The 24,500-nt window shown below is 66.3% G+C and carries 23 protein-coding genes, 1 tRNA gene and 1 riboswitch; of the genes, 9 read left to right on the top strand and 15 right to left on the bottom strand.

Annotated elements, in window-relative coordinates:
- Positions 1 to 39 precede the first annotated feature (39 nt).
- A complete protein-coding gene (locus BLR19_RS03400) occupies positions 40 to 222 on the bottom strand; it encodes a hypothetical protein (RefSeq protein WP_039247996.1) in 183 nt (60 codons plus the stop codon).
- Positions 223 to 379: 157 nt separating this feature from the next.
- Here BLR19_RS03400 and BLR19_RS03395 point away from each other — a divergent pair, with 157 nt between their 5' ends.
- Positions 380 to 1,858, top strand: coding sequence for a phospholipase D-like domain-containing protein (locus BLR19_RS03395; protein ID WP_091747197.1), 1,479 nt, complete (start codon positions 380 to 382; stop codon positions 1,856 to 1,858).
- Here BLR19_RS03395 and BLR19_RS03390 read toward each other — a convergent pair.
- From BLR19_RS03390 to folD, 5 genes are all read right to left on the bottom strand, one after another.
- Positions 1,843 to 2,580: an endonuclease/exonuclease/phosphatase family protein gene (locus tag BLR19_RS03390; RefSeq protein WP_091747194.1), complete on the bottom strand. Its 738-nt coding sequence runs from the start codon at positions 2,578 to 2,580 to the stop codon at positions 1,843 to 1,845. The two genes, BLR19_RS03395 and BLR19_RS03390, sit on opposite strands and share 16 nt — an antisense overlap.
- A 72-nt stretch (positions 2,581 to 2,652) precedes the next feature.
- Entirely contained in the window at positions 2,653 to 3,330 is a 678-nt protein-coding gene (locus BLR19_RS03385; RefSeq protein ID WP_255366411.1) for a TPM domain-containing protein, read from the bottom strand.
- Positions 3,330 to 4,154: a TPM domain-containing protein gene (locus BLR19_RS03380; protein ID WP_091747188.1), complete on the bottom strand. Its 825-nt coding sequence runs from the start codon at positions 4,152 to 4,154 to the stop codon at positions 3,330 to 3,332. The genes BLR19_RS03385 and BLR19_RS03380 overlap by 1 nt, the downstream gene beginning before the upstream one ends.
- Positions 4,151 to 4,834 (bottom strand): LemA family protein, encoded by a 684-nt coding sequence (locus BLR19_RS03375; protein WP_039248006.1) that lies wholly within the window; start codon positions 4,832 to 4,834, stop codon positions 4,151 to 4,153. The genes BLR19_RS03380 and BLR19_RS03375 overlap by 4 nt, the downstream gene beginning before the upstream one ends.
- A 61-nt stretch (positions 4,835 to 4,895) precedes the next feature.
- Complete coding sequence (folD, locus tag BLR19_RS03370) at positions 4,896 to 5,819, bottom strand: bifunctional methylenetetrahydrofolate dehydrogenase/methenyltetrahydrofolate cyclohydrolase FolD (RefSeq protein ID WP_091747185.1); 924 nt, start codon at positions 5,817 to 5,819, stop codon at positions 4,896 to 4,898.
- Positions 5,820 to 5,910: 91 nt separating this feature from the next.
- Between folD and BLR19_RS03365 the strand changes: the two genes are divergently transcribed.
- Together BLR19_RS03365 and BLR19_RS03360 are read left to right on the top strand one after the other, a co-directional pair.
- Positions 5,911 to 7,809 (top strand): PPC domain-containing protein, encoded by a 1,899-nt coding sequence (locus BLR19_RS03365; protein ID WP_143007324.1) that lies wholly within the window; start codon positions 5,911 to 5,913, stop codon positions 7,807 to 7,809.
- A gap of 47 nt (positions 7,810 to 7,856) precedes the next feature.
- Positions 7,857 to 8,000, top strand: a riboswitch (yybP-ykoY riboswitch).
- 27 nt (positions 8,001 to 8,027) lie between these two features.
- On the top strand, positions 8,028 to 8,600 hold the full coding sequence (locus BLR19_RS03360) for a manganese efflux pump MntP (protein ID WP_091747181.1): 573 nt from the start codon (positions 8,028 to 8,030) through the stop codon (positions 8,598 to 8,600).
- Between the two features lie 6 nt (positions 8,601 to 8,606).
- On the opposite strand, the gene hutH is transcribed toward BLR19_RS03360, so the two are convergent.
- The 3 genes from hutH to hutG are packed head-to-tail and all read right to left on the bottom strand — an operon-like array spanning position 8,607 to position 12,619.
- On the bottom strand, positions 8,607 to 10,136 hold the full coding sequence (gene hutH, locus BLR19_RS03355) for a histidine ammonia-lyase (RefSeq protein WP_091747178.1): 1,530 nt from the start codon (positions 10,134 to 10,136) through the stop codon (positions 8,607 to 8,609).
- Between the two features lie 3 nt (positions 10,137 to 10,139).
- Positions 10,140 to 11,804: a urocanate hydratase gene (gene hutU / locus BLR19_RS03350; RefSeq protein ID WP_091747175.1), complete on the bottom strand. Its 1,665-nt coding sequence runs from the start codon at positions 11,802 to 11,804 to the stop codon at positions 10,140 to 10,142.
- Positions 11,801 to 12,619: an N-formylglutamate deformylase gene (gene hutG, locus BLR19_RS03345; RefSeq protein ID WP_091747172.1), complete on the bottom strand. Its 819-nt coding sequence runs from the start codon at positions 12,617 to 12,619 to the stop codon at positions 11,801 to 11,803. Before hutG ends, hutU begins: the two co-directional genes overlap by 4 nt.
- A 77-nt stretch (positions 12,620 to 12,696) precedes the next feature.
- Here hutG and BLR19_RS03340 point away from each other — a divergent pair, with 77 nt between their 5' ends.
- From BLR19_RS03340 to hutI, 3 genes are read left to right on the top strand one after another with little or no spacing between them, the layout of a single operon-like run.
- A complete protein-coding gene (locus tag BLR19_RS03340) occupies positions 12,697 to 14,073 on the top strand; it encodes a formimidoylglutamate deiminase (RefSeq protein WP_091747169.1) in 1,377 nt (458 codons plus the stop codon).
- Complete coding sequence (gene hutC / locus BLR19_RS03335; protein WP_091747166.1) at positions 14,070 to 14,795, top strand: histidine utilization repressor; 726 nt, start codon at positions 14,070 to 14,072, stop codon at positions 14,793 to 14,795. Before BLR19_RS03340 ends, hutC begins: the two co-directional genes overlap by 4 nt.
- Positions 14,792 to 15,997, top strand: a complete 1,206-nt coding sequence (gene hutI / locus BLR19_RS03330; RefSeq protein WP_091747163.1) for an imidazolonepropionase — start codon at positions 14,792 to 14,794, stop codon at positions 15,995 to 15,997. The genes hutC and hutI overlap by 4 nt, the downstream gene beginning before the upstream one ends.
- On the opposite strand, the gene BLR19_RS03325 is transcribed toward hutI, so the two are convergent.
- Positions 15,994 to 16,371 carry a response regulator gene (locus tag BLR19_RS03325; protein ID WP_091747160.1) on the bottom strand — a complete coding sequence of 126 codons (378 nt, stop codon included), beginning with the start codon at positions 16,369 to 16,371 and terminating at the stop codon, positions 15,994 to 15,996. The genes hutI and BLR19_RS03325 overlap by 4 nt on opposite strands.
- Positions 16,368 to 17,864 carry an HWE histidine kinase domain-containing protein gene (locus BLR19_RS03320; RefSeq protein ID WP_255366409.1) on the bottom strand — a complete coding sequence of 499 codons (1,497 nt, stop codon included), beginning with the start codon at positions 17,862 to 17,864 and terminating at the stop codon, positions 16,368 to 16,370. The genes BLR19_RS03325 and BLR19_RS03320 overlap by 4 nt, the downstream gene beginning before the upstream one ends.
- A gap of 131 nt (positions 17,865 to 17,995) precedes the next feature.
- On the opposite strand from BLR19_RS03320, the gene BLR19_RS03315 reads away from it, so the two are divergent.
- Complete coding sequence (locus BLR19_RS03315; protein WP_091747154.1) at positions 17,996 to 19,516, top strand: carboxylesterase/lipase family protein; 1,521 nt, start codon at positions 17,996 to 17,998, stop codon at positions 19,514 to 19,516.
- Between the two features lie 9 nt (positions 19,517 to 19,525).
- On the opposite strand, the gene gor is transcribed toward BLR19_RS03315, so the two are convergent.
- Positions 19,526 to 20,908: a glutathione-disulfide reductase gene (gene gor / locus BLR19_RS03310; RefSeq protein ID WP_091747151.1), complete on the bottom strand. Its 1,383-nt coding sequence runs from the start codon at positions 20,906 to 20,908 to the stop codon at positions 19,526 to 19,528.
- An 88-nt stretch (positions 20,909 to 20,996) separates the two neighbouring features.
- Positions 20,997 to 21,072: transfer RNA gene (locus BLR19_RS03305), tRNA-Lys, on the bottom strand.
- Between the two features lie 156 nt (positions 21,073 to 21,228).
- Here BLR19_RS03305 and BLR19_RS03300 point away from each other — a divergent pair.
- Entirely contained in the window at positions 21,229 to 22,641 is a 1,413-nt protein-coding gene (locus BLR19_RS03300) for an amino acid permease (protein WP_091747147.1), read from the top strand.
- Entirely contained in the window at positions 22,641 to 22,994 is a 354-nt protein-coding gene (locus BLR19_RS03295; protein WP_091747144.1) for an Hpt domain-containing protein, read from the top strand. Before BLR19_RS03300 ends, BLR19_RS03295 begins: the two co-directional genes overlap by 1 nt.
- Positions 22,995 to 23,208: 214 nt before the next feature.
- Here BLR19_RS03295 and BLR19_RS03290 read toward each other — a convergent pair whose 3' ends face one another.
- Both BLR19_RS03290 and BLR19_RS03285 read right to left on the bottom strand, forming a co-directional pair.
- Positions 23,209 to 23,541, bottom strand: a complete 333-nt coding sequence (locus BLR19_RS03290) for a chorismate mutase (RefSeq protein ID WP_091747140.1) — start codon at positions 23,539 to 23,541, stop codon at positions 23,209 to 23,211.
- Positions 23,542 to 23,591: 50 nt separating this feature from the next.
- Positions 23,592 to 24,407: a ferredoxin--NADP reductase gene (locus BLR19_RS03285; protein ID WP_055809056.1), complete on the bottom strand. Its 816-nt coding sequence runs from the start codon at positions 24,405 to 24,407 to the stop codon at positions 23,592 to 23,594.
- Between the last annotated feature and the right edge of the window lie 93 nt (positions 24,408 to 24,500).

The raw sequence follows: 24,500 nt of genomic DNA, 5'->3' as shown, positions 1-24,500 counted from the left end.
GATGAACCGCGTCATGCAGCGCGCAAAGCGCCGCAGCGTTCAGCAGTCGCGCTTGGATTCGGAAAGCAGCGTGGCGTTGGAGCCGGTGTCCCGACACTCCACCACACGACGCACTTCGCGGTCGCCGTGGTTGGGGTTGTGGGTGTCGACGCCGAACTGCGTCAGGACGGCGGCGGCCAGCAGGGCGATGAAGCCAGCGATCAGTTCGACAAGCGCCTGCATTCTACCCTCCCTCGTAGCCTGTATGGCTACGCTCCTTATGCGCCAAATCGGCGAACGTCACAATCCCGCCCTGAAAGATTGACCGAAGGACACGCGCGTGGAACGGAGAATGCAGGCGCTTCGACACCATGTCACGCGAATCAGACAGATAGGTCGCATGACTTTAGCCGGCGACAGTTACGAAGGCAGTCTGCTGGAGCCGGGGCCCGCCCTGTGGACGTCCGCCGTCGCGCACCGCTTTTCTGTGCTGATGGAAAACGAGGCCTATTTCGACGCCCTATCGTCTGCGATTCACAAGGCGCAACGATCCATCGTGCTGCTGGGATGGCAGTTCGATCCACGCACTCATCTGGATCCGGAGACGCGGCCCGGCGACAAATCGGCGGAAATCGGTCGCCAGCTGCGGATGCTGGTCAAGAAGAAGCCGGACCTGGATGTGCGACTGCTCATCTGGAAATCGCCGCTACTGATCGCCGCGTCGCAAGGATTTTATCCGCACAAGGCGCAGCGCTGGTTCCGTAAGCGCATGGTTGAGTTCCGGCTCGATTCCCCCGGCCCTATCGGCGCCTGTCATCACCAGAAGGTGGTGGTCATCGACGACAAGGTGGCCTTCTGCGGCGGCGGCGACATCTCGACCGATCGCTGGGATTCCGACGAACATCTGGACGGCGACCCGCGCCGCGCCCTGCCTAGCGGCCTGATCTGCAAGGCGCGCCACGAGGTGATGAGCGTGATGGACGGCCCTGCGGCGCGTGCGCTGGGCGATCTGGCGCGCGAACGCTGGTTCAAGGCGACCTGGGAGCGCACCATCCCGGACGAGGTCGAGGACGATCCCTGGCCTGACGGCGTGCCGGTGCAGATGACCGACGTGCCCGTCGGCATCGCCCGCACAGAGCCGAAATGGTCGGGGCGGCAGGAGGTGCGCGAGAGCGAAGCCTTGCACCTGGAATCAATCCGGCGCGCCGAGCGGCTAATCTATATCGAGAACCAGTATTTCACCTCGCCGGTCATCGCCGCCGCACTGGCCGAGCGGCTGGCCGAGGTGGAGGGGCCACAGGTCATCGTCATCTCGACCGCCAAGAGTCCGAGCTGGTTCGACAGCATGACGATGGACACGGCCCGGGCCGAGGTGCTGCACCGGCTGGAGCAGGCGGACAAATACAACCGCTTTTTCGCCTTCGCCCCGCTGACCGCCGACGGCGACCGGATCATCGTCCACGCCAAGGTGACCATCATCGATGACCGGCTTCTGCGGATTGGGTCCACCAATCTGAACAACCGGTCGATGGGCCTGGATACAGAATGCGACATCGCCGCCGAGCCTGTCGATGCGGCCGGTCGGGCCTTCATCACGGCGCACCGTCACCGGACGATCGCCCATTGGCTAGGCGTCGCAACGGAGGACTATGCGGCGGTCGAGGGCGTCTTCGGCTCGGTGGGGCAGGCGATCTGCAACTTCGAAACCGATCGGCTGAAGCCGCTGGGCTCGGAGCCGCCGACGCGAATTCAACGGATGTTCGCTGAATGGCAGCTGGGCGACCCGACGTCGTCCAGCGACGCCTGGCGGCCTTGGAAGCGTCTGAACCGTTCGCAACGCACGCGACCAGCGTCCGAGGGCGGTCACGCGCCGGGTTGAACGACCTCGAAATCGACGATCAGCGGCAGGTGGTCCGAGGCGACGCGGGCCAGGGGCGAGAAGGCGGATCGCACCGCGCGGATGCGGATATGCGGGCTGACGAAACAGTGGTCGATGCGGATGGCAGGGAAGGCCGACGGGAAGGTCTTCACGCTGGGTTTCTGGCCCAACTGACGCTGGCAGTCCTGCAGGCTGCGGCACAGGGTCTGATAGGGGCGGGTGATCGAAGTGGCGTTGAAATCTCCGGCCAGCAGGATCGGTCCCTCGCATCCTCCAACCCAGCCGGATCCGGCCAAGGCTGCGGCCTGAAGACGCTGCTCGCGTGGCACAAGGCCCAGGTGGGTGTTCATGACGTTGACGGCCGTGCCGTCGATCTCGATTTCCGACCAGATCGCGCCGCGTGGTTCCAGCCCTGGAATGCCGCTCACCGTCGGCAAGGCGCCGGCGCGGATCAGCCGTTCGGGATGCGGGGTCAGGATGGCGTCGCCGTACTGTTCCGCCTCGACCCGCATCGCTGGATGGAAACGCGAGGTCATGGCCAGACCGTCGGCGATCGCCTCGGCCTGATCGACCCCGCCCGTGCGCGCGCGGCCCACGTCCAGTTCCTGCATGCAGACGATGTCCGGCTCGAACTCGGCGATGACGGCGACGATCCGGCCGACATCCAGACGGCGATCCGTGCCGACGCAGCGGTGAACATTGTAGGTAAGAAGGCGAGGCATGAGCTGGCGGCTGTTTGAACTTTGACCGTGGGCTAGGCCTTCTGGCGCGCGAATGCGACCCCGATGCGACGATCAGAGCAGAATCAGATGATCGGGCAACTCGTTGCGATTGTCGGCGCGTGGCGGAAAATGGCGGGCGAGAACCTCTCCGCACAGACCGACGGCGGCGGCAAAGCCATCGACGGGTCGGTCGGCGCGCAGTTCGCGGGTCAGGACCGCGACGGCCTGAGCCCAGGCGTCCTCATCCACCTTGGCGTAGATGCCTTCATCGGCGATCAGTTCGACCTGATGTTCGTCCATGGCCGCGAAGATCAGAACGCCCGTGCGCTCCTGCGTGACATGGACGCCCTGGGCCAGGAACTGCTGCAAGGCCGCCTCCCTGACGCGGCCGCGCCTGACGCCGGCGGGCGTCACGAGACGGCGCACGGCTGGTATACGGGTCAGCAGAAAGACGCCGACGAAGACGACGGCCTGCGACAGGGCGTAGAGGCCCAGGGCCTGCGCCGTCGTGACGTCCTGCGCGGCCTGGTGGGCCGCCTCCCAGCCATCGCTGGGCCAGCGAAGATCCAGCACGAACGGAACGAAGACGATCGGGGCCAAAAGCGCCATCGCCGCCGCCCAGGCCAGGCTGACGTCCAGATAGGTCGAGACACGACGTGCGACGACGCAGAAGATTTCACCCGACGTCTGACGCTCGGCCGCCGCTATGGCTTCGGCGATGCGGGTGCGGTCGTTGTGCGTGATCTGCATCACCATCCCCCCGAGGCCCCGCCGCCGCCGAAACTGCCGCCACCGCCGCCGAACCCGCCACCGCCGAAGCCGCCGCCACCGCCCCAACCGCCGCCGCCTCTGCCGGAGTTCCGCAGCGCCTCGGACGCCGCCCACAGCAGGACCGAGCTGACATTGCTGCGTCGTCCGCGCCCGGACCGCACGGAGATCAAGAAGATGAACAGGAAAAGCCCGGCGATGATGACCAGCGGAATGATGGATTCGCCTTTGGTGTCGGCTTGCTCGGCTGCGGCGGCCTGGGCGCGCGCCTGCGCCTCCGCCGGGTCGAGCGACAACTGAGCGATAAGGGCGTCCACGCCCTTGATCACGCCCGCCTGATAATCGCCGTCGCGGAAGGACGGCAGGATGTCGTTGCGAATGACCTGGGACGAGAAGGCGTCGGTCAGAATGGGCTCCAGCCCATAGCCGACCTCGACGCGGACCTTGCGTTCATTCGGCGCGACGATCAGCAGGGCGCCGTTGTCGTTTTCCTTCTGACCGATGCCCCAGGCGCGACCCAGCTGATAGCCGTAGTCCTCGATCTCCTGATCCTGCAGGCTGTTGACCGTCACGACGACCAGCTGGTCGGTGGAACTGGCTTCCAGCGCCGCGAGCTTTTCAGTCAGGGCCTGTTCCGTCGCCGGATCGAGCAGATTGGCCTGATCGACCACGCGGCCGGTCAGAGGCGGGAAGTCGATCTTGCTCTGCGCCGCCGCCGGCAGGACCAGCAGCAGGGCGATGACAAGGCTGAAAAGGAAGGCGGCGACGCCCGGCGAACGCCGCGCCGCCGCTTGGATGGTCGTCACTGGGCGGGCGGGGTCGCGCCCGGCGCCACGGCCGGTGCGCCGCCGCCGGGCGCCGAGGCGTTGGCGGGCGGGGCGTTAAGGTTGAAGTTGACTTGCGGCGCCGACTGGGCGGCGGCGGTGGCGGTGAACAGCTGCATCGGCTGCGAACCGCCGTGCAGGGTCTTGGCCCAGATCACCTGCGGGAACGTGCGCAGGGTGGTGTTGTAGTCGCGAACGGCCTCGTTGTAGTCGCGGCGCGCGATCTGAATGCGATTCTCGGTGCCTTCCAGCTGGGACTGCAGGGTCAGGAAGTTCTGGTTGGCCTGAAGTTGCGGATAGGCTTCAACCGTCACTAGCAGGCGCGACAGGGCGCCGGAAAGCTGGCCCTGGGCTTCCTGATACTGCTGGAAGGCCTGCGGATTATCGAGGTCGTCGGCCGAGACGTTGACCGAGGTGGCGCGAGCGCGGGCGTTGATGACGTCCGTCAGGGTGGTGCGTTCCTGGATCGCGGCGCCTTGAACGGTCGCGACCAGGTTTGGAATCAGGTCGGCGCGGCGCTGATACTGGCTCTGCACATCGGCCCAGGCCGCCTCCGCGCGTTCCTGCTTGGTCGGAATGGTGTTGTAGCCGCAGCCCGCCACGGCGGGGACGATCATCAGAGCGCCGGTCAGAGCGACGGCGCGAGCGTTGAAGCGGACCATGACATCTCCCGTTCGGCGATAGCGCCGTTGAGCGGGACTATTCACCGGCCCAATGAATGCATCAAGCGTCCAATGGCTCCGGTTGGATATTGTTGAGGCGGCAGGCGGCCGAATAGGTGTTGGCCAACAAACAGGCGATGGTCATGGGGCCGACGCCGCCCGGCACCGGGGTGATGCGACCTGCGACCTCGACCGCCTCCTTGAAAGCGACATCGCCGACGACGCGGGTCTTGCCCTCGGCGGCCTTCACGGGATCAGCCGAGGGGACGCGGTTGATGCCCACGTCGATGACGGTCGCGCCCGGTTTGATCCAGTCACCCTTGATCATCTCGGGCCGACCGACGGCGGCGACCAGAATGTCGGCGCGACGGCAGACCTCGGGCAGGTCGCGCGTGCGCGAGTGGGCGATGGCGACCGTGCAGCTTTCGGCCAGCAGCAGTTGCGCCATCGGCTTGCCGACGATGTTGGAACGGCCGACGATGACGGCGTTCAGGCCCGACAGATCGCCGAGTTGATCCTTCAGCAGCATCAGACAGCCCAGAGGTGTGCAGGGGACCAGACCCGGCAGACCGACGGCCAGACGACCCGCATTGACAACGTGAAAGCCGTCCACATCCTTGTCCGGCGAAATGGCGTCCAGAACCACCGTCGCGTCGATGTGGGCGGGCAGGGGCAGTTGGACCAGGATGCCGTGGATGCCCTCATCCGCATTCAGCTGAGCGATCAGGGCCAGCAGTTCATCTTGGCGGGTCGATTCGGCCAGGCGGTGGGTGTCGGAGCGCATGCCGGCGCGCAGCGTCGTCTCACCCTTGTTGCGGACGTAGATCTGGCTGGCCGGATCCTCGCCGACGATGACGACGGCCAAGCCGGGTTTGACGCCATGCGCGGCCTCCAGCCGGGCGACGGCCGCGCCGACGCGTTCCACCAGGGCGGCCGAGAAGGCCTTGCCGTCGATCAGGGTCGCAGGCGTGGATTGGGCCGACATGGCAGCTCCGTCTGGTGGGAAATCAGGATGGCGCGATTTACAGCCGTCACGGTTCGGCGTCTATGATCCGCAGCCTATGCTGGAGGAATTCATGAACCGTCCGTCGCTCGCCGCCGCTGTCAGCACCCTGGCCCTGTTGTGGGCGGTCGCGCCGGCCGTGGCCCAGGACGCGCAGTCTCTGCGCATCGGCGCCAATGTGACCGGCGCCTTGACGGACGGCGACGCCAAGGCTTCGGCGGACGAATATCGCTATGACGACTATAGGTTTGAGGCGCGGGCGGGACAGCGGCTGGAAGCCACGCTGAGATCGGACGCTTTCGACGCCTATCTGGAAGTCTACGCCGACGGCGCAGCGGGCGAGCCGTTGGCGTCAGACGACGACGGACTGGGTGACGGCACCAATGCGCGGCTGCGGTTCACGCCTGAACAGGCGGGGACCTATATTCTGAGGGCCCGGACGCTGAGCGGACTGGACGGCGGCGACTATCGTGTGTCGTTGCAGGAACGCCCGGCGCCGCCGCGTGCGCCGCGACCCGGCGGCATTCGTGTGGGGGCGACCCAGAACGGCGAACTGACGGCTCGCGATCCTGAGCAGGAAGACGGCGGCCGCTATGACGCCTACGCCTTCCGCGCCAACGCCGGCGATCGGTTTGTCGTGACGCTGAACTCCGAGGCCTTCGATCCCCTGGTTCGGGTGGGGCGAATGAACGGTCCCGATTTCGTCGAGATCAGTTCCAACGACGATGCACCTGGCGGCGGGCTGAATTCGCGGCTGACCTTCACGGCGCCGACGGCCGGCGAATATGTGATCCGCGCCACGTCGCTGGAAGACGGGCTGGGTCGCTATGAACTGGGCCTGGCCGAGGCGCCGCCCGCGCCGCCGTCAAAGCCCATCGCGATCGGTGACGAGATCAAGGGTGAGCTGGGCTCGGACAGCGCCACGAACGACGGCGGCCAGCGCGCGGAGACTTATCGCTTCACCGGGACGAACGGCCAGCGCGTCGCCATCGAGATGAAGTCGAGCGACTTCGACGCCTATCTGACGCTTCGCCGTGCTTCGGACGATACTGTCCTTGCGGAGGACGATGATGGCGCTGGCTCGGGCACCGACGCCCGCATCGCGCGCACCTTGGACGCCGACGGCGACTACATCATCGAGGCGCGGGGATTCAGCGACGAGGCCGAGGGCGACTACACGTTGAAGCTGACCGAAACCGCGCCGCCGCCGCCGCCGACCACGGCGACTTTGGGTCAAACCGTGGAGGGCGAGATCACCGACGAGGACCCCCAGGGCGACGATGGCAAACGCTATGACGCCTATGTCTTTGCCGGAACGGAAGGACAGCGCGTCCAGGCGATCCTGCGGTCCGGCGACTTCGACGCCTATCTGGAGATCGGCAAGGCCGACGGTGAGTTCGAGGCCCTGGCCAGCGATGACGACGGCCTGGCCGAGGGCACCGATTCTAGGCTGAACTTCACCCTGCCGTCGGACGGGAACTATGTGGTCCGCGCCATGCCGCTGGATGCGGAAAGCAAGGGCCTCTATTCGCTGGAACTGCTGGATCGCGGGCCAGAGCCCAAGCCCGGCAGCCTGCTGATCGGGTCGACCGTGCGCGGAACCCTGTCGAACAGCGCTGCGCTCAGCGACGAAGGCGCCTTTTTCGACGCCTATCGCTTCCAGGCCAAGAAGGACGAGAAGCTGCGTCTGACGATGGTGTCGAACGCCTTCGACTCCTTCATCGACCTGGGCAAGGAAGACGAGGACGGCGATTTCACCAGCCTGGCCACCGATGACGACAGCCTGTCCGACGCGCACGCCAAGCTGGATTGGACCGCGCCGGACGACGGCTGGTACGTCGTGCGCGCTCGCGCCTATGGGCCCAATCAAATGGGCGCCTATGCCCTGACGGTCGAGCGCCAACCGTCCGGCGCATCGACCTCGGCCCGCGATGATGCGCCCGCCGCAATGGCGCCCAAGTCGGGCACGTGATCGACCTGTGAGGTTGCCAAGCGCAGGAAGCGGCGTGTAGAGAGCCGCCTCCTGTTGGGGAGTAGCTTCCGGCGTTCGTCGTCGGGATCGCGTCAACATACTCGCGCTTCGGCGCGTGGCGCGATCAGCGGAACCACCGCCTAGCGAGACCAGCGTGTCCTGACGCCGCGACCGGCCGGTGCAGGACCGCTGTCACGCGTCCGGTCGAGTGCTGTTTCATGACCCCAGGCGCCATCGCCATTCTCTCGCTCAGCATGTCCACGGACGCCTTTGCAGCCGCCGTCGGACGCGGGGCGTCGCATCGACCCGCCGTCAAGGACGCCGTCAAGGCCGGCCTGGTCTTCGGCGTGATCGAGGCGATCACCCCCCTGATCGGCTGGGGACTTGGCATCATCGCCGCCGGCCTGGTCGAGAAGGTGGATCACTGGATCGCCTTCACCCTGCTGCTGATCGTCGGCGGCAAGATGATCTGGGAAGGCGTTCAACCGCGGGGCCCGGACGAGGATGAGGCGCCGCGCCGGTCCGGCCCCTGGGCGCTTGTGGCGACGGCGGTCGGCACCAGCATCGACGCCGCGGCCGTGGGCGTGGGTCTGGCCTTCATCGGGGCCAATATCTGGGTGATCGCCGCCTCGATCGGCTTCACCACCTTCGTGTTGACGACCATCGGCATGCTAATCGGCAAGGCCGTGGGCACGCGCTTCGGCAAGACGGCCGAGATCATCGGCGGCGTGGCCCTGATCGGTCTGGGCACGGCCATCCTGCTGGAACACTTGGGCGTTCTCGGCGGCTGAGCCCGATCAGGCCGAAGGCAGCAGGTCCTCCGCAAAGGTCCGGTAACGACCGGCGCGCACGGCGTCGGTCGCTCGGGCGATGTCCGGAGCGAAATAGTGGTCGCTGGCGTAGGGGGCGGCGGCTTCGCGGACGATGGCGAACACCTGTTCCAGCGCCGGCGAGCTGGTGAGCGGCCGATGGAACTCCAGTCCCTGCGCCGCCGCCAGGAGCTCGATGCCGACCACCGTCGCCGTGTTCTCGGCCATGTCCAGCAGGCGGCGGGCGCCGTGGGTGGCCATGCTGACATGGTCTTCCTGATTGGCGCTGGTCGGCACGGTGTCGACGCTGCACGGATGAGCGACCATGCGGTTCTCGGCGATCAGTGCCGCGGCTGTCACCTGGGCGATCATGAAGCCGGAGTTCAGCCCGCTTTCCTTGACCAGGAAGGCCGGCAGTTCGCTCATCTTGGGATCGACCAGGATTGATGTGCGGCGTTCGGAGATATTGCCGATCTCGCACAGAGCCATGGCGATCTGATCGGCAGCGAAAGCAACGGGTTCGGCGTGGAAGTTGCCGCCCGAAATGACGTCGCCATCCTCGATGAAGACCAGCGGATTGTCGGTCACGGCGTTCGCCTCGCGCGCAAGCGTGGCGGCGGCGCTGGTCAACACATCAAGGACCGCGCCCATGACCTGGGGCTGGCAGCGCAAGGAGTAGGGGTCCTGAACCTTGGAGCAGTCGTCGCGGTGACTGTCGCGGATGGCGGAGCCCGCCATCAGCTCGCGCAGGCGGGCGGCGACGGCGATCTGGCCTGGTTGGCCGCGCAGGGCGTGGATGCGATGATCGAAGGGGGCGTCGGACCCTTTCAGCGCATCGACCGACAAGGCCCCGGCGGCGATCCCGGCGGCGAACGCCGCCTCGGCCGCGAACAGACCGGCAAGGGCCAGCGCCGTCGAACACTGGGTGCCGTTCAGCAGGGCCAGGCCTTCCTTAGGGCCGAGCGTGAGCGGCGTCAGACCGACCTTGGCTAGAGCCGCTTCGGCCTCCAAGGTCTCGCCGTTCAGCCGCGCCTCGCCCACGCCGATCAGGACGCAAGACATATGGGCCAGCGGCGCCAGGTCGCCCGAGGCGCCGACCGATCCCTTAGACGGAATGCAGGGCAGGATGTCCGCGTTGACCAGAGCAATTAGGGCCTCCAGCGTCTCACGCCGAACGCCGGAGGCGCCACGCGACAGGCTGGCGATCTTCAGCACCATCAAAAGACGCGTCACCGAATCCGGCAGCAGCGGCCCGACCCCGCAGGCGTGGCTGAGAACCAGATTGCGCTGCAGCGTCTCCAGATCTTCCGGCGCGATGGAGGTGTTGGCCAGCAGGCCGAAGCCGGTGTTGACGCCATAGACGGTGCGTCCCTCGGCCACGATGGCGGCGATGGTCGCTGCGCTCTTGTCAACATCAGTCCAGGCGGCAGGTGTGACGGAGACGGTCACAGGGCCATCCAGCACGGCGCGCAGTTGGGAGAGGGTGAGGAGCGATTGGCCGATAGTCAGGGTCGTCATGGCTCAGGCCTTCAGGCCCGGCAGGTTCAGTTCGTGCTCACGAGCCGCCGCGCGGGCGATCTCGTAGCCGGCGTCTGCGTGACGCATGACGCCGGTGGCGGGGTCGTTCCACAGCACCCGTCCAAGCCGTTTGGCGGCCTCCGGCGTGCCGTCGGCGACGATGACGACGCCGGAATGCTGGGAATAGCCCATGCCGACGCCGCCGCCGTGGTGCAGCGACACCCAACTGGCGCCAGAGGCCGTGTTCAGCAGGGCGTTCAGCAGAGGCCAGTCGGAGACGGCGTCCGATCCGTCCACCATGGCCTCGGTCTCGCGGTTCGGGCTGGCGACCGAGCCGCTGTCCAGATGATCGCGGCCGATGACGATCGGCCCCGATAGTTCGCCCGACGCCACCATGTCGTTGAACATCAGGCCGGCGCGGTGGCGATCACCCAATCCGATCCAGCAGATGCGGGCAGGAAGTCCCTGAAAAGCAATGCGCTCGCCGGCCATGTCGAGCCAGCGACGCAGGCCCGCATTGTCGGGGAACAGTCGCTTCATCGCCGCGTCTGTCTTTCTGATATCTTCCGGATCGCCGGTCAGGGCCGCCCAGCGGAACGGACCGATCCCCCGGCAGAACAGCGGGCGGATGTAGGCGGGCACGAAGCCGGGGAACTCGAAGGCGTTCGTGACGCCCGCGTCGAAGGCGACCTGACGGATGTTGTTGCCATAGTCGGTGGTCGGCACGCCCATCGCCTGGAAGTCCAGCATGGCCTGCACGTGACCGACGATGGAGGCGCGCGCAGCGGCGGCGACGCTGTTTGGATCGCTGACGCGCTTGTCTTCCCACTCCGCGATGGTCCAGCCCGAGGGGAGATAGCCGTTGATCAGATCGTGCGCGCTGGTCTGGTCGGTGACCAAATCGGGCCGGATGCCGCGTCGGACCATTTCAGGCACTAGATCGGCTGCATTGCCCAACAGGCCGATCGACAAGGGTTTTTTGTCCCGGAACGATTGCTCCAGCAGCGCCAAGGCCTCGTCCAGGGTTTCGGCCATGACGTCGACGTAGCGCGTCCGCATACGGAACTCGATCCGGCTGCGTTGGCATTCGATCGTGATGCACGAAGCCCCCGCCATGGTCGCGGCCAGGGGCTGGGCCCCGCCCATGCCGCCCAGGCCTGCGGTCAGGATCCACTTGCCCGACCAGTCGCCGCCGTAGTGCTGGCGGCCGGCCTCCATGAACGTCTCGTAGGTGCCTTGGACGATGCCTTGCGTGCCGATGTAGATCCACGACCCGGCGGTCATCTGGCCATACATGGCCAGACCCTTGCGATCGAGTTCGTTGAAATGCTCCCAGGTCGCCCATTTGGGCACCAGGTTGGAGTTGGCGATCAGCACGCGCGGGGCGTCGGCATGCGTGCGGAAGACGCCGACCGGCTTGCCCGATTGCACCAGCAGGGTCTCGTCGGCTTCGAGCGTCTTCAGCGTCTCCACGATCCTGTCGAACGCCGCCCAATCCCGCGCCGCCTTGCCGATGCCGCCATAGACGACGAGGTCCTGCGGCCGCTCGGCCACCTCGGGATCGAGGTTGTTCATCAGCATGCGCATGGCCGCCTCGGCGTCCCAGGTCTTGGCGGTCTTTTCCGGGCCGCGCGGGCTGCGGACGATCCGGGCGTTGGGCGTGTTCATCGTTGGCTCTCGGCGAAGGCGATGCAGGCGGTCAGGACGCGGCGCAGATGGTCGCGCATCGGCTGGGCGCGGTCCGGCGCATAGGGGCTGGGCCAGTTTTCGGGCGACACCGGGCCGGCGGGATCGAGGATGTAGCCCCGGTCCGCCAGTTCCATCTGGATGGCGTGAACGCCTGCGTCGGGTTGGCCGTAATGACGCGTGGTCCAACCACCCTTGAAGCGGCCATTGACGACGACACTGTCGCCGCTGAACGCACAGGCTTTCTCGACAGCGTGCGTCAGCTCACCGGCGCAGGTGGCGCCGTCGTTGTCGCCGATGTTGAACTGCGGCAGTTCGCCCTCGAACAGGCGCGGCACGACAGATCGGATCGAATGGGCGTCGTAGAGGACGACCGGACCGGACCTGCGTAGTCGCTCCAACTGGTCTAGCAGCGCGGTGTGATAGGGATCGAACCAGATCGCGCGGCGCTCCTCAGTTTCGGCCGCGTCGGGCTGCTGGCCTGGGCGATATAGCGGCTCCCCGTCGAAGGTTTCGGTGGGACACAGGCCGGTCGTGGTCATGCCGGGGTAGAGCGAGACGCCCGACGGATCGCGATTCACATCGATGACGCTGCGAGACACGCCCGTTCGCACTAGGGTCGCGCCCATGTCGATCGCGAAGTCGTACAGCCGGTCCACCCACCAGTCCGCGTCCTTGCGGGCCAGCCAAGGCGAGGTCATGCGCGCCTCGATGGCGGTCGGAATGTCGATGCCCGTGTGCGGCAGGCCGATCACCAGCGGCGCCGAACCTTCGTGGATGGTCAGCCAGTCCTGCATCCGTTCGGCCTCCCTCGCCAAATCGATCCACCGTGGTATGTCTAGACATATTGATCGTAACGACAGGGACCTGTCCAGTGACCCTTCAGCCGCAGCCTGTGGATCGCACCCTCTGGTTCGAGGCGGCCCTGCTGCCGGACGGATGGACGCGCGATGTCCGCATCGGCATCGCGGGCGGGCGGATCGCCAGTCTGGCAACAGGCGTCGCGCGCAGCCCAACGGACGAAGGGGGCGGTGTCGCCCTGACGGGCGTCGCCAATGTCCACAGCCACGCCTTTCAGCGCGCCATGGCGGGCCTGACCGAGGCGAGGGGGCCTTCGGACGACGACTTCTGGACGTGGCGCGAGCTGATGTACCGTTTCCTGGATCGGGGCGGTCCGGAAGAGATCGAGGCCATCACCGCTCTGGCCTTCATGGAAATGCTGGAGGGCGGCTTCACCCGCGTCGCCGAGTTCCACTATCTGCACAATGACCCGTCGGGCGCGGCCTATTCGGACCGGGTCGAGATCGCTGCGAGGATCATAGCGGCGGCGCAGGCGACGGGGATCGCCCTGACCCTGCTGCCGGTCTTCTACGCCCATGCCGGGTTCGGCGGACAGCCGCCGGCGCATGGACAGCGGCGCTTCATCAACAATCTGGCCGGGTTTGCCGATCTGGTCGCGCGATGCCGGGCCCTGACCGCCGATCTGCCCGACGCCGTGGTTGGGGTCGCGCCGCACAGCCTGCGCGCGGTCAGTCCGGATGAACTGACGGCCATGCCTTCGCTGGCGGGCGATGGGCCGATCCACATCCATGTGGCGGAACAGACCAAGGAGGTCACGGACTGCCTGGCTTGGTCGGGCGCGCGGCCGGTCGAATGGCTGGTGACCAATGCGCCGGTCGATCCGCGTTGGTGCCTGATCCATTCGACCCATGTGACCGAGACCGAATGGCGCGGCGTGTTCGAGCGCGGCGCCGTCGTCGGCCTGTGCCCGATCACCGAGGCCAATCTGGGCGACGGCGTCTTTCCGGCGGCCGAGTTCACCCGCGCAGGGGGACGGTTCGGCGTGGGCACGGATTCCAATGTCCAGATCGGCGTAGCCGAAGAATTGCGCATGCTGGAATACAGCCAGCGGCTGGCGCTGCGCGGACGAGCGGTCATGGCGGACCCTCAACGCTCGACGGGCCGCGCCCTTTTCGACCGTGCGCTGTCCGGCGGCGCCCAGGCGACGGGCGCGGCGTCGGGTCTGAGCGTCGGAGTGTCGGCGGATATCGTCTCGCTGGATACCAGCGGCGTCGCCTTCGCCGGACGGTCGGGCGATGCGCTGCTCGACAGTTGGATCTTCGGTGCGCCGACGGGCTCTATTGCGTCGGTTTGGCGGGCGGGGCAGGAGGTCGTGAAGCACGGCCGCCACGTCGCGCGGGACAGCATCGAGGCGCGCTATCGCAAGGCGCTGGCCACGGTGTTGGGGTGAGCCTTCATCGCCGCATCTACGCCGATCTGGAGGGGCTTATTCTGTCCGGCGAGCTATCGCCCGGCGATCGCATTCCGTTCGAGCATGAGCTGACCGATCGCTACGGTTGTTCGCGCATGACGGTGTCCAAGGCCATTTCGGAACTGGCGGGGCGGGGGCTGGTGATGCGTCGGCGTCGCGCCGGCACCTTCGTCGCCCAGCCCAAGGCCCACGCCGCCGTCCTGGCTATTCCCGACCTGCGGGCAGAGGTGATCGAGCGCGGTCAGGCTTACGGCTATGTCCTCCTTGAGCGGATCGAACGCGAGCCAGATGGTGAGGACGAAATCGAACTGGCTTCGGGTGGTCGTCTGCTGGATCTGACGTGTCTGCACAGCGCCGACGGTGCGCCGCTGGCCTTGGAACATCGGCTGATCGCGGTCGGCGCGGCGCCTCAAGCCATAGACGTGGATTTTCATACAGTTCCGCCAGGAAGCTGGCTGCTGGACTCGGCGCCCTGGACTGAGGCTGAGAACCGCATTTCAGCGATCGCGGCCGACGCCCGCGCGGCCCGCCTGCTGGAACTCAAGCCCGGCGCCGCCTGTCTATGCGTCGAGCGGCGGACATGGCGGGACGGGCAGGGGGTGACGCGGGTGTGGCAGACCTTCCCCGGCGACCGCTACGATCTGGTGGCGCGCTTCTCGTCAGCCCATTCACCCGTTCTGGCCAAGGAGCCTCGCCGATGAAGGCCGACCGTCTGCTGATCGATTGCCATGTCGCCACCATGGTCGAGGGACCGGTCCCTTATGGCGCCATCCAGGACGCCGCCGTGGTCGTCGCCGATGGCCGCATCGCCTGGGTGGGACCGCGCGCTGACCTGCCGGCCGTAGAGGCGGCTGAAACCCAGCGTCTGGACGGGCGATGGATCACGCCTGGCCTGATCGACTGCCACACCCACCTGGTGTTCGGCGGGGACCGTTCGGCAGAGTTCGAACAGCGGCTGGGCGGCGCGACCTATGAGGAGATCGCGCGGGCCGGCGGCGGCATCGTCTCGTCCGTGAAGGCCACGCGCGCCGCGTCAGAGGATGACCTGTTCGCCTCCGCCATGACACGTCTGGCGGGTTTGAAGGCCACAGGGGTCACCACCGTTGAGATCAAATCCGGCTATGGTCTAGACCTCGAGACGGAGCTGAAGATGCTGCGTGTTGCGCGTCGGATCGGGCGCGAGGGCGGGGTGCGTGTCCGCACCAGCTATCTGGGCCTGCATGCCGTGCCGCCTGAATATCGCGACGACCGGGCCGCCTATGTCGATCTGGCCATCAACGAGATCCTGCCCGCCGCCTATGCCGAAGGCCTGGTCGATGCGGTCGACGCCTATTGCGAGCCCATCGCCTTCTCCACTGCAGAAGTGTCGCGTCTCTTCGACAGGGCGCGCGCCCTCGGCCTTCCGGTCAAGCTGCACGCCGACCAGTTGTCGAACGGCGGCGGTGCGGCCCTGGCGGCACGCTATCAGGCTCTGTCCGCCGATCACATCGAACATGCGAACGAGGAAGGCGTCGCCGCCATGGCCGCCGCAGGCGTGGTCGCCGTCCTGCTGCCCGGCGCCTATTTGATGCTGCGCGAGACCCAGGCGCCGCCGGTCGATCTGCTGCGCCGCCACGGCGTGCGGATGGCCGTCGCCACCGACTGCAACCCCGGCACCTCGCCAGTCGCTTCCATGACCGCCGCGCTGAACCTCGCCTGCGTTCAGTTCCGTCTGACGCCGGAACAGGCCCTGGCCGGCGCGACCCGAGAGGCTGCGCGGGCGCTGGGTATGTCGGGTGAGATCGGCACCATCGAAAATGGCAAAGCCGCTGATTTGGAGATTTGGGACATCTCGCGGCCTGCCGAGCTTTGCTATTGGGTCGGCAAACCTTTACTTTATAACCGTACTGAAGCAGGTCTCTAAACTTCGGCGACGCCCATGGCCTTCATCAGGGCGTCGCGGATGGCGGCTTCTGTGAAGGGTTTCTGGATCGTGGGCTGGCCGCGCCATTCGTCGGGCAGTCCGCCTTCGCCGTAGCCGGTCGAAAAGACGAACGGCACGCCGCGTTCCTTCAACGCCTCGGCGACGGGAAAGACCTGACGACCGGCGACGTTCACGTCCAGCAAGGCGGCGTCGAGATTTTCCGTGTCCCGGGCCAGTCTTTGACCGTCGTCCACATTGGAGGCGGGGCCGATCGGCACACATTCCATGTCTTCCAGAATGGTTTCCAGAAGCATGGCGACGAGCGACTCGTCCTCGACTACGAGGACACGGCGACCGGTCAGAGGTTGAGTCATTGTGCGGCCGTCCTGTCCAGTGGAACCGTCAGTTCCGCGATCAATCCATCGGGGGCGTAGACCAGATCGATCTCGCCCGCCAGATCATGTCGAATGTTTCGTTCTATCAAACGGCTACCGAAGCCTCTTCTGTCCGGAACCGTAACTTTGGGGCCGCCGATTTCGCGCCAGCTCAGCTTCAGTTTGCGGTCGCGCTGATCCGCCAGACCCCAGTCGATGAGGATGCGACCGTCCGGCGTGTGCAGCGCTCCGTATTTGGCGGCATTCGTCGCAAGCTCATGGAAGATCATGCCCAGAGACAGGACGACGGCGGGCTCCAGCGACACCGGCGGGCCATTCAGGCTTATGCGGGTCGGCCCGTAAGCTTCAGTCTCATGCTCCAGGATGGCGCGCAGGTCGGCGCCCTCCCAATGGCTTTGCGTCAGCAGATTGTGGGTGTGTGACAGCGCCATGATCCGGGACTGGAAGGTCTCGGCGAAGCTGGCCGGATCGGTGTTGGAACGGGCCGTCTGGATCGCGATGGATTGCACCGTGGCCAAGGTGTTCTTCACGCGGTGATTCAGTTCGTCGATCATCAACTTCTGGCGCTGGGCGGCCAGGACGTTCTCGGTGATGTCGTGGCCCTGCACGAAGATGCCCACCACCACGCCCGCGTCGTCGCGGATCGGTTGATAGATGAAGTTGAGATAGACGGTTTCGAGCAGCCCGTCGGGCTTGCGCTGCAGCTGCGCTGCGCTCTCGCGGCCTTCATAGGGTTCGCCTGTGGCGAAGACGCTGTCGAGAAACTCGTAGAAGCCTTGGCCTTCCAGTTCCGGCAGGGCCTGCCTGACGGGCTTGCCGGCAATATCCCTGTGACCAATGAGTTGGCTGTAGGCGTCATTATGCATTTGGAACCGGTGATCTGGCCCGGACAGGATGGCGACGAAGCCGGGCGCCTGCATGAACATTTCGACAAGCCGATTGCGCTCGGTTTCCAGGCGACGATTGTCCTCTTGCACCGACTGGGCGCGACGCAGAACGGAGCCGCCTACGATGGCGTCCAGCGCGGTGGTCGGCTCATCCGGGCGGATGACGGGCGCCAGATCCGTCACATCCGTGGTGTGCTGAAGCAGCATGACCACTTCGCCGTCGGCGTTCAGGATGGGCGTATGGGTGGCGCTCCAAAGGCGCTCTTCGAAAATCTCGCTGCCGTCCGGCTGGGCTCGGGGCATTGAAAAGCGCACGACCGCCAGGTGATCGCGTTGTCGGGTGTCGCGCGCCTTTTCCAGTGAGGCACGGACTTGGCGGACGTTCTCTGGGGCGTCCGAGCCAGGGCCCGAGTCAAAGGCGGCAAAAAGAGGTTGGCCCAACACTTCGCTGCGCTTGGCGCCCGTCACATCCATATAGGCCTGGTTGACCTCGGCGATGCGTAGGTCAGGCGTGATCAGCACGTAAGGATTGGGCGATGCCTCGAAGGCCGCGCCCAGATCGACGGTCAGGTCGCTTGATTTCACTGTTTCGTTCAACGCCTACCCCGCACAGCTTGGCGATAACGCGCCACATCGAAATCGGTTCTCTGGTCGCGTGTCGTGAACTGTGATCGCAAGTTTATTGGCGAGACGCCGGAATTTGCTAATCAGCGCGCATGACAATCGCCGGCGTTTTCGCCACCCTCTCGCTCATGATGGCGCCCGCAGCCGACCAGCCCACCGTCCGCATTTCGCAGGGCGTCCTGAACGGACGCGCGGATGCCGATGTGGCGGCGTTCAAGAACATTCCCTATGCCGCGCCGCCGACGGCCGAGCGGCGTTGGCGACCGCCCGGTCCCGCGCCGACCTGGCAGGGCCAGCGCGACGCCTCGACATATGGTCCGCTGTGCATCCAGGCGCCCCCGAACGGCGACCCCGGCGTCGGTCCCTTGCCGATGAGCGAGGATTGCCTGAACCTGAACGTCTGGCGGCCCATCAGTGCGGCTCAGCCCGCCCCGGTCATGGTCTGGATTCATGGGGGCGGCCTGGTGAACGGGTCGGGAACCGCGCCGCTGTATGATGGAACCAACCTGGCCAAGCGCGGCATGGTCGTGGTGACGCTGAACTATCGGCTGGGGCGGCTGGGCTTCTTCGATCATCCGGCGCTGGCGGCCGAGCGGCCGGCGGGCGAGGCGGCTGGCAACTACGGTCTGATGGACGTGACGGCGGCGCTGAAATGGGTGCGCGCTAATATCGCGGCCTTTGGCGGCGACCCCAAGAACGTGACCATCTTCGGCGAATCGGCGGGCGGGGCGATCGTCACGCGGCTGATGATTTCTCCGCCGGCGCGCGGTCTGTTCGATCGGGCGATCGTTCAGTCCGGCCTGGGGCGGGAGTTGCAGACGCCGCTGGACCGCAAGGGCGCCTATGGCGCGCCTTCAGCGCGGGAGCGCGGCGAAGTCTGGGCCTACGGCGCGGGACTGCGAACGGCGGCGGATTTGCGCGCGGCGCCGGCCGATCTGTTCCTGACGCCGCCTCCGGTCTTCGCCAACGGCGACCTGACGCTGATCGACGGGCGAGTCGTGCTGTCCACCGTCGAGGCGGCGTTCAAGGCGGGGCGGCAGGCCCCGGTGCCCTTCATCATCGGCAGCAACAGCGCCGAGTTCTGGTGGATGCGGCCCACGGATCGCAACGGCTATGGTCAGATCGATGACGACATGACCTGGCTCGAGCGCGCCGACGCCGTTCAGGCCTATGGCGGGCTGGAGGCGTTCGACAAGCTGGCGATCACGGATCTAGTGTTCTCCGAGCCGGCCCGGATGCTGGCGCGGCTGCATGCCAAGGCAGGCCATCCGGCCTGGCTCTATCGGTTCGATATCTCGTCGCCGCAGAACCCGGAGCCACATGGCGGCGCGACCCATGCGATCGAGCGGCCGTATGTGTTCGGCACATTGAACACCCTGCCGTATCCGGTCGAGGATCGGGACCGGAAGGCGTCGGAGGCCATGATGGGCTATTGGACCGCATTCGCGCGCTCGGGCGATCCGAACGGCGTCGGGCGGCCACGCTGGCCCACGGCGACGCTGAGAGACACCCGGCTGATGAACTTCGTGAATCCGGGACCGACCGTGACGCCCGTGCCGTTCAGCGCCCGGCTGGACCTGCTGGAACGGTTCCGCGAGCGGCCCAGGCCCTGAGGGCAAGCGTCAGCCGGCGGAGGTCGCGCCCGACTGCTTCTCCTTCAGCGTGACCAGCTCTTCGGCCATGGTGGGGTGGACGGCGCAAGTGGCGTCCCACTGCGCCTTGGTCAAGCCGGCCTTCACGGCGATCGCGGCCAGCTGGATCATCTCGGGGCTGTCGGGGCCGACGATATGGACGCCGACCACGCGCTGGCTGTCGGCATCGACCACCAGCTTCATCAGCACCCGCTCATCTGAGCCGGTGAAGGCGTATTTCATGGGCCGGAACCGAGTGACATAGACATCGACGCCGTTCGAGCAGGAGCGGCGGGCCTCCGCCTCGCTGAGGCCCACGACCCCGACCGGCGGCTGGCTGAAGACGGCGGTGGCCACGGCCTCGTAGTCGAAGTGCTGGGGATTGTCGCGATAGACGGTCTGGTGGAAGGCGACGGCCTCGCGGATGGCGACGGGCGTCAGGTTCATCCGGTCGGTGACGTCGCCAATGGCCCAGATGTTGTCCGCCGTCGTCCTGGAATAGGGATCGACCTTGATGGCGCCCGCTTCATTCAGCTCCACGCCTGCGCTCTCCAGGCCCAAATCCTTGACGTAGGGGATACGGCCGGTGGCGAACATGACGACGTCCGTCTCCAGCTTCATCCCGTTTTCGAGGTGGTTGACCAGGCCGGTATCGGTCTTCTCGATCTTCTCGTGCTGGCAGCCCAGAATGACCTTGATGCCGCGCTTTTCGATCTCTCCGGCCAGGTGCGCGCGCACATCGTCGTCGAAGCCGCGTAGGATGTTCGGGCCGCGATAGATCAGGGTCGTTTCCACGCCCAGGCCCGCGAAGATGCCGGCGAACTCCACCGCGATATAGCCGCCGCCTGCGATCAGGATGCGCTTGGGCAGTTCCGGGAGGTGGAAGGCTTCTTCGGACGTGATGGCGTGCTCGATCCCCGGTAGTTCGTCCGGCTTCCACGGGCGGCCGCCCGTGGCGATCAGGATCTTTTCGGCGTTGATGGTGCGATCCTTGCCGACGATCTCGACCGTGTGGGCGTCTTTCAGAACCGCGCGCCCGTGGACCAGTTCGACCCCGGCCTTGCCCAGGTTGGCGGCGTAGATGCCGGACAGGCGCGCGATCTCGACGTCCTTGGCTTCAAGGAAGGTGGGCCAGTCGAATTTCGCATTGTCGAACGACCAGCCGTAGCCCTCGGCGATCTCGAGCGCGTGGCTGATCTCGGACGCCATGACCATGAACTTCTTGGGCACACAGCCGCGGATCACGCAGGTGCCGCCGACCCGATATTCCTCGGCGACCGCGACCTTCTTGCCGTCCAGCGCCGTTAGCCGCGCCGCCCGCACCCCGCCCGAACCGGCGCCGATGACGAAGAGGTCGTAGTCGTAGTCGGCCATAGGTCGGATTCCGTTCAGCGGCAGGCATCGGCATTTAAGCCACGCTGCGCGAAATCCAAGAGGCTGTTGGGAAGCTAGGGAAAGACGATGGTGGGTGATGTAGGGTTCGAACCTACGACCCGCTGATTAAGAGTCAGCTGCTCTACCAACTGAGCTAATCACCCGACCGATCGTCTGCGTCTTCGGGGACCAGAGGGCTTGCCGAAGGGCGCTCCTACTACCCAGAGGTTCGGGGGTTGGCAAGCGCTTTCGCAAACTTTCTGCGACGGAGTATGGTCCCCGTGGAATCAGCCGCGGCAAGCGGCGGGGGAGCGAACAGCATGGCCTTCTGGAACCGTCGTCGATCGATCGACACCATGATGGCACCGCACGACGGACCACGGCTGAAGCCGACGTTGAGCTGGCCGCACTTGCTGGCCCTGGGCGTGGGGGCCATCGTCGGCACCGGCATCCTGACGCTGATCGGGGTGGGGGCGGGCCTGGCGGGCCCGGCCGTGTTGATCAGCTTCGGCCTTGCGGGACTGGTCTGCGCCTGCGCGGCCCTGGCCTATGCCGAGCTGTCGACCATGATGCCGACGGCGGGTAGCGCCTACACCTATTCTTATGCCGTGCTGGGTGAGTTGATCGCCTGGATCGTGGGTTGGAGCCTGATCCTGGAATATTCGCTGGTCGTCAGCGCCGTTGCGGTGGGCTGGTCCGGCTATGCGGTTGGTTTTTTGAGCGGGCTGGGGATCGATCTGCCGACGGCGCTGGTCGCCGGGCCGCATGCGGGGGGCATCATCAACCTGCCGGCCGTGGCCATCATCGGGGTGGTGACGGGCCTGCTTCTGCTGGGCACCAAGGAAAGCGCGACACTGAACGCGGTGCTGGTCCTGATCAAGATCGCGGCGCTGGTGGTGTTCGTGGCCATCGCCCTGCCGGCCTTCAAGCCCGAGCATTTCACGCCCTTCATGCCCAATGGGTTCGGCGCGCCATTCGTCCAGACGGGGGTGATGGCGGCGGCGGCGATCATCTTCTTCGCCTTCTATGGTTTCGACGCCATTTCGACGGCGGCGGAAGAGACCAAGAAGCCCGAGCGTGACCTGGCCATCGGCATTGTCGGCTCCATGCTCATCTGCACGGCGCTGTATCTGGTCGTCGCGGCCGCGGCCATCGGTGCGCGGCCGGTGGCAACCTTCGCCAGCAGTCCCGAGCCGCTGGCCCTGATCCTGCGCCAGATGGGACAGGGGACAGCGGCCCAGTGGATTGCGGCGGCGGCGGTGATCGCGCTTCCGACCGTGCTGCTGGCCTTCCTGTTCGGCCAGAGCCGCATCTTCCTGGGCATGGCGCGCGATGGCCTGTTGCCGCGCCGCCTGGCCAAGGTGTCGAGCCGGGGCGTGCCGGCGGTGGTGACGGTGTTCACCGCCATCGTCGTGGCGATCCTGGCGGGGCTGTTGCCGCTGGACGAACTGGCGTCGCTGGCCAATGCGGGGACGCTGGCGGCCTTCTGCTCGGTCGGGGTTTGCCTGATCGTGCTTCGCATCCGCGAGCCCGGTCGCAAGCGGGTGTTCAAGGCGCCGCTGTGGCCGGTGGTTGGGGCGATCAGCGTGATCGGATGTATCGTCTTCTTCCTGAGCCTGAAGCCGGTGACGCAGATCGGCTTCGTGGTCTGGAACGTGGTCGGCGTGGCGATCTATTTGCTCTGGTCCTCGCGGAACTCGCGCCTCGCCAAGGGCGAGGAAACGGCGGCCTGATGGCGTTGCGCGATCTGACGGGCGCCGTCGATTTCGCCGTGCTGAACGGCATGACGGGCGGGGACGACGCCATCAACGAGGAAGTTTTGGGCCTGTTCGTCAATCAGGCCGACCTTTGGTCCGTGATGCTTGATCCCAAGGTCGAGGGCTGGCGCGACGGGGTTCATACGATCAGAGGCGCGGCGGCGGGCATCGGCGCGCGAGACCTGGCGGCGATCTGCGCCGAGGCGGAATCGGTGGACCAGAAGCTGGCCGCGCCGGCGGTGGAACGGGTGCGCGACGCGCTGGAGGCCGCCCTGGCTGATGTTGCAGCCTATCGCCACGAACTGATGCTGCGCGGCCTTAAGGGCTGAGGCGAAGCGGATAGAATTGCACTGCACTCCGAAAACGCGTGCAAAATACAAGAAAGTGCAATTTCGGCGAGCGAGGCGCGTCGCGATGTCAAAGACCGGACGCCCATTATACGGCGCCCTGAAAGAACGGCAGAGTGATTGACGCTGCTGCGACCTAATCGGTTGAAACTAGGTCGAACTTTTCGCTCGGTTAGGATGGCTGGTGTGTGCCGTCCTAGCTGCGAGTCCGGTCATAGGTGGCGAACTCGTGGGCGATGCAGCGGTCGATCAGCAGGCGCCAGACGGGTTCGGCGATATCGGGTGACAGATCGTGGGCTTCGGCCGAGACCAGAACCTTGGCGACCACGTCGTCGATGCGGGCCTGGTCGAAGACGGCGTCGCGGTCGGGCTTGATGCGGGCGGCGGCGTCCATGTAGCGCTGGCGCTCGGCCAGCAGGGCGACCAGGGCGCGGTCCAGGGCGTCGACGCCCTGGCGGACCTCGGCCATCGACTGGCATTCGGCGGGATCGACGCGCGCATCGACGGCGACAAGAGCAGGCTTTGACATGGGCGTGGGGTTAGCGGGTCAGGCCGCGCAAGCCAAGCCGTCAGACTGTCTCAACCGACGAAGGCGCGTTCCAGAACATAGTCGGCCGGTTCGGCGTTGGAGCCTTCCTTCAGGCCATAGGTCTCCAGCAGTTCGCCGGCTTCCTTGATCATGGCCATGGAGCCGCACAGCATGGCGCGGTCGCGGGCGGGGTCGAACCCCTCGGGCAGGCCCAGGTCGCGGAAGAAGTCGCCGGACTTGATGCGGTCAGTAATCCGGCCCGGCGTCTCGAACGCTTCGCGGGTGACCGTCGGATAGTAGGTCAGCTGGGCCTTGGCCTCGTCGCCGATCAGAGGATCGTCGTGGATTTCGCGGGTGAAGAAGTCGCGGTAGGCCAGGTCGGCGACGCTGCGGACCGTGTGGATCACATAGACATGGCCGAAGCGGGAATAGGTCTCTGGATCGCGCGCGACGCTGAGCCAAGGCGCCAGCCCCGTGCCGGTGCCGATCAGAAACAGGCGTTCGCCGCCAGTCAGGGCGTCCAGAACCAGGGTGCCGGTCGGCTTCTTGCCCATCAGGACGGTGTCGCCGGGTTGGATCTTCTGCAGGCGCGAGGTCAGGGGGCCGTCAGCGACCTTGATCGAGAAGAATTCCAGTTCCTCGGCCCAGCAAGGGCTGGCGATGGAATAGGCGCGCAGGACAGGCTTTCCGCCGTCTTCGCCGGGCAGGCCGATCATCACGAACTCGCCCGAGCGGAAGCGGAAATCCTCGGGCCGCTTGACGCCGAAGCTGAACAGGCTGTCGGTCCAGTGGCGCACCCACAGAACCTCAAGCTCGTTAAACGGACTGGCTTTCACGGGGGCGGGGGAGAGGGCGGCGTCTGTCATCGTGCGTCTCTCTAATCTGAGAGTGCCTCGCAGGGAAGGACAAGCCTTTCACCCGGCGACGACATTTCCTCGTGACGGCTTGCAGAAGCGCGG

The sequence above is a fragment of the Brevundimonas sp. 374 genome, from assembly GCF_900102995.1.
Taxonomy (GTDB): Bacteria; Pseudomonadota; Alphaproteobacteria; order Caulobacterales; family Caulobacteraceae; genus Brevundimonas; species Brevundimonas vesicularis_C.
Note: the sequence above shows the minus strand (reverse complement) of the source record. Positions and strands in the feature narration are given on the sequence as shown.

Coding starts and splice junctions, on each gene's coding strand:
- BLR19_RS03400 (WP_039247996.1), bottom strand. CDS start 222: ATGCAGGCGCTTGTCGAACTGATCGCTGGCTTCATCGCCCTGCTGGCC.
- BLR19_RS03395 (WP_091747197.1), top strand. CDS start 380: ATGACTTTAGCCGGCGACAGTTACGAAGGCAGTCTGCTGGAGCCGGGG.
- BLR19_RS03390 (WP_091747194.1), bottom strand. CDS start 2,580: ATGCCTCGCCTTCTTACCTACAATGTTCACCGCTGCGTCGGCACGGAT.
- BLR19_RS03385 (WP_255366411.1), bottom strand. CDS start 3,330: ATGCAGATCACGCACAACGACCGCACCCGCATCGCCGAAGCCATAGCG.
- BLR19_RS03375 (WP_039248006.1), bottom strand. CDS start 4,834: ATGGTCCGCTTCAACGCTCGCGCCGTCGCTCTGACCGGCGCTCTGATG.
- folD (WP_091747185.1), bottom strand. CDS start 5,819: ATGTCGGCCCAATCCACGCCTGCGACCCTGATCGACGGCAAGGCCTTC.
- BLR19_RS03365 (WP_143007324.1), top strand. CDS start 5,911: ATGAACCGTCCGTCGCTCGCCGCCGCTGTCAGCACCCTGGCCCTGTTG.
- BLR19_RS03360 (WP_091747181.1), top strand. CDS start 8,028: ATGACCCCAGGCGCCATCGCCATTCTCTCGCTCAGCATGTCCACGGAC.
- hutH (WP_091747178.1), bottom strand. CDS start 10,136: ATGACGACCCTGACTATCGGCCAATCGCTCCTCACCCTCTCCCAACTG.
- hutU (WP_091747175.1), bottom strand. CDS start 11,804: ATGAACACGCCCAACGCCCGGATCGTCCGCAGCCCGCGCGGCCCGGAA.
- hutG (WP_091747172.1), bottom strand. CDS start 12,619: ATGCAGGACTGGCTGACCATCCACGAAGGTTCGGCGCCGCTGGTGATC.
- hutI (WP_091747163.1), top strand. CDS start 14,792: ATGAAGGCCGACCGTCTGCTGATCGATTGCCATGTCGCCACCATGGTC.
- BLR19_RS03325 (WP_091747160.1), bottom strand. CDS start 16,371: ATGACTCAACCTCTGACCGGTCGCCGTGTCCTCGTAGTCGAGGACGAG.
- BLR19_RS03315 (WP_091747154.1), top strand. CDS start 17,996: ATGACAATCGCCGGCGTTTTCGCCACCCTCTCGCTCATGATGGCGCCC.
- gor (WP_091747151.1), bottom strand. CDS start 20,908: ATGGCCGACTACGACTACGACCTCTTCGTCATCGGCGCCGGTTCGGGC.
- BLR19_RS03300 (WP_091747147.1), top strand. CDS start 21,229: ATGGCCTTCTGGAACCGTCGTCGATCGATCGACACCATGATGGCACCG.
- BLR19_RS03295 (WP_091747144.1), top strand. CDS start 22,641: ATGGCGTTGCGCGATCTGACGGGCGCCGTCGATTTCGCCGTGCTGAAC.
- BLR19_RS03290 (WP_091747140.1), bottom strand. CDS start 23,541: ATGTCAAAGCCTGCTCTTGTCGCCGTCGATGCGCGCGTCGATCCCGCC.
- BLR19_RS03285 (WP_055809056.1), bottom strand. CDS start 24,407: ATGACAGACGCCGCCCTCTCCCCCGCCCCCGTGAAAGCCAGTCCGTTT.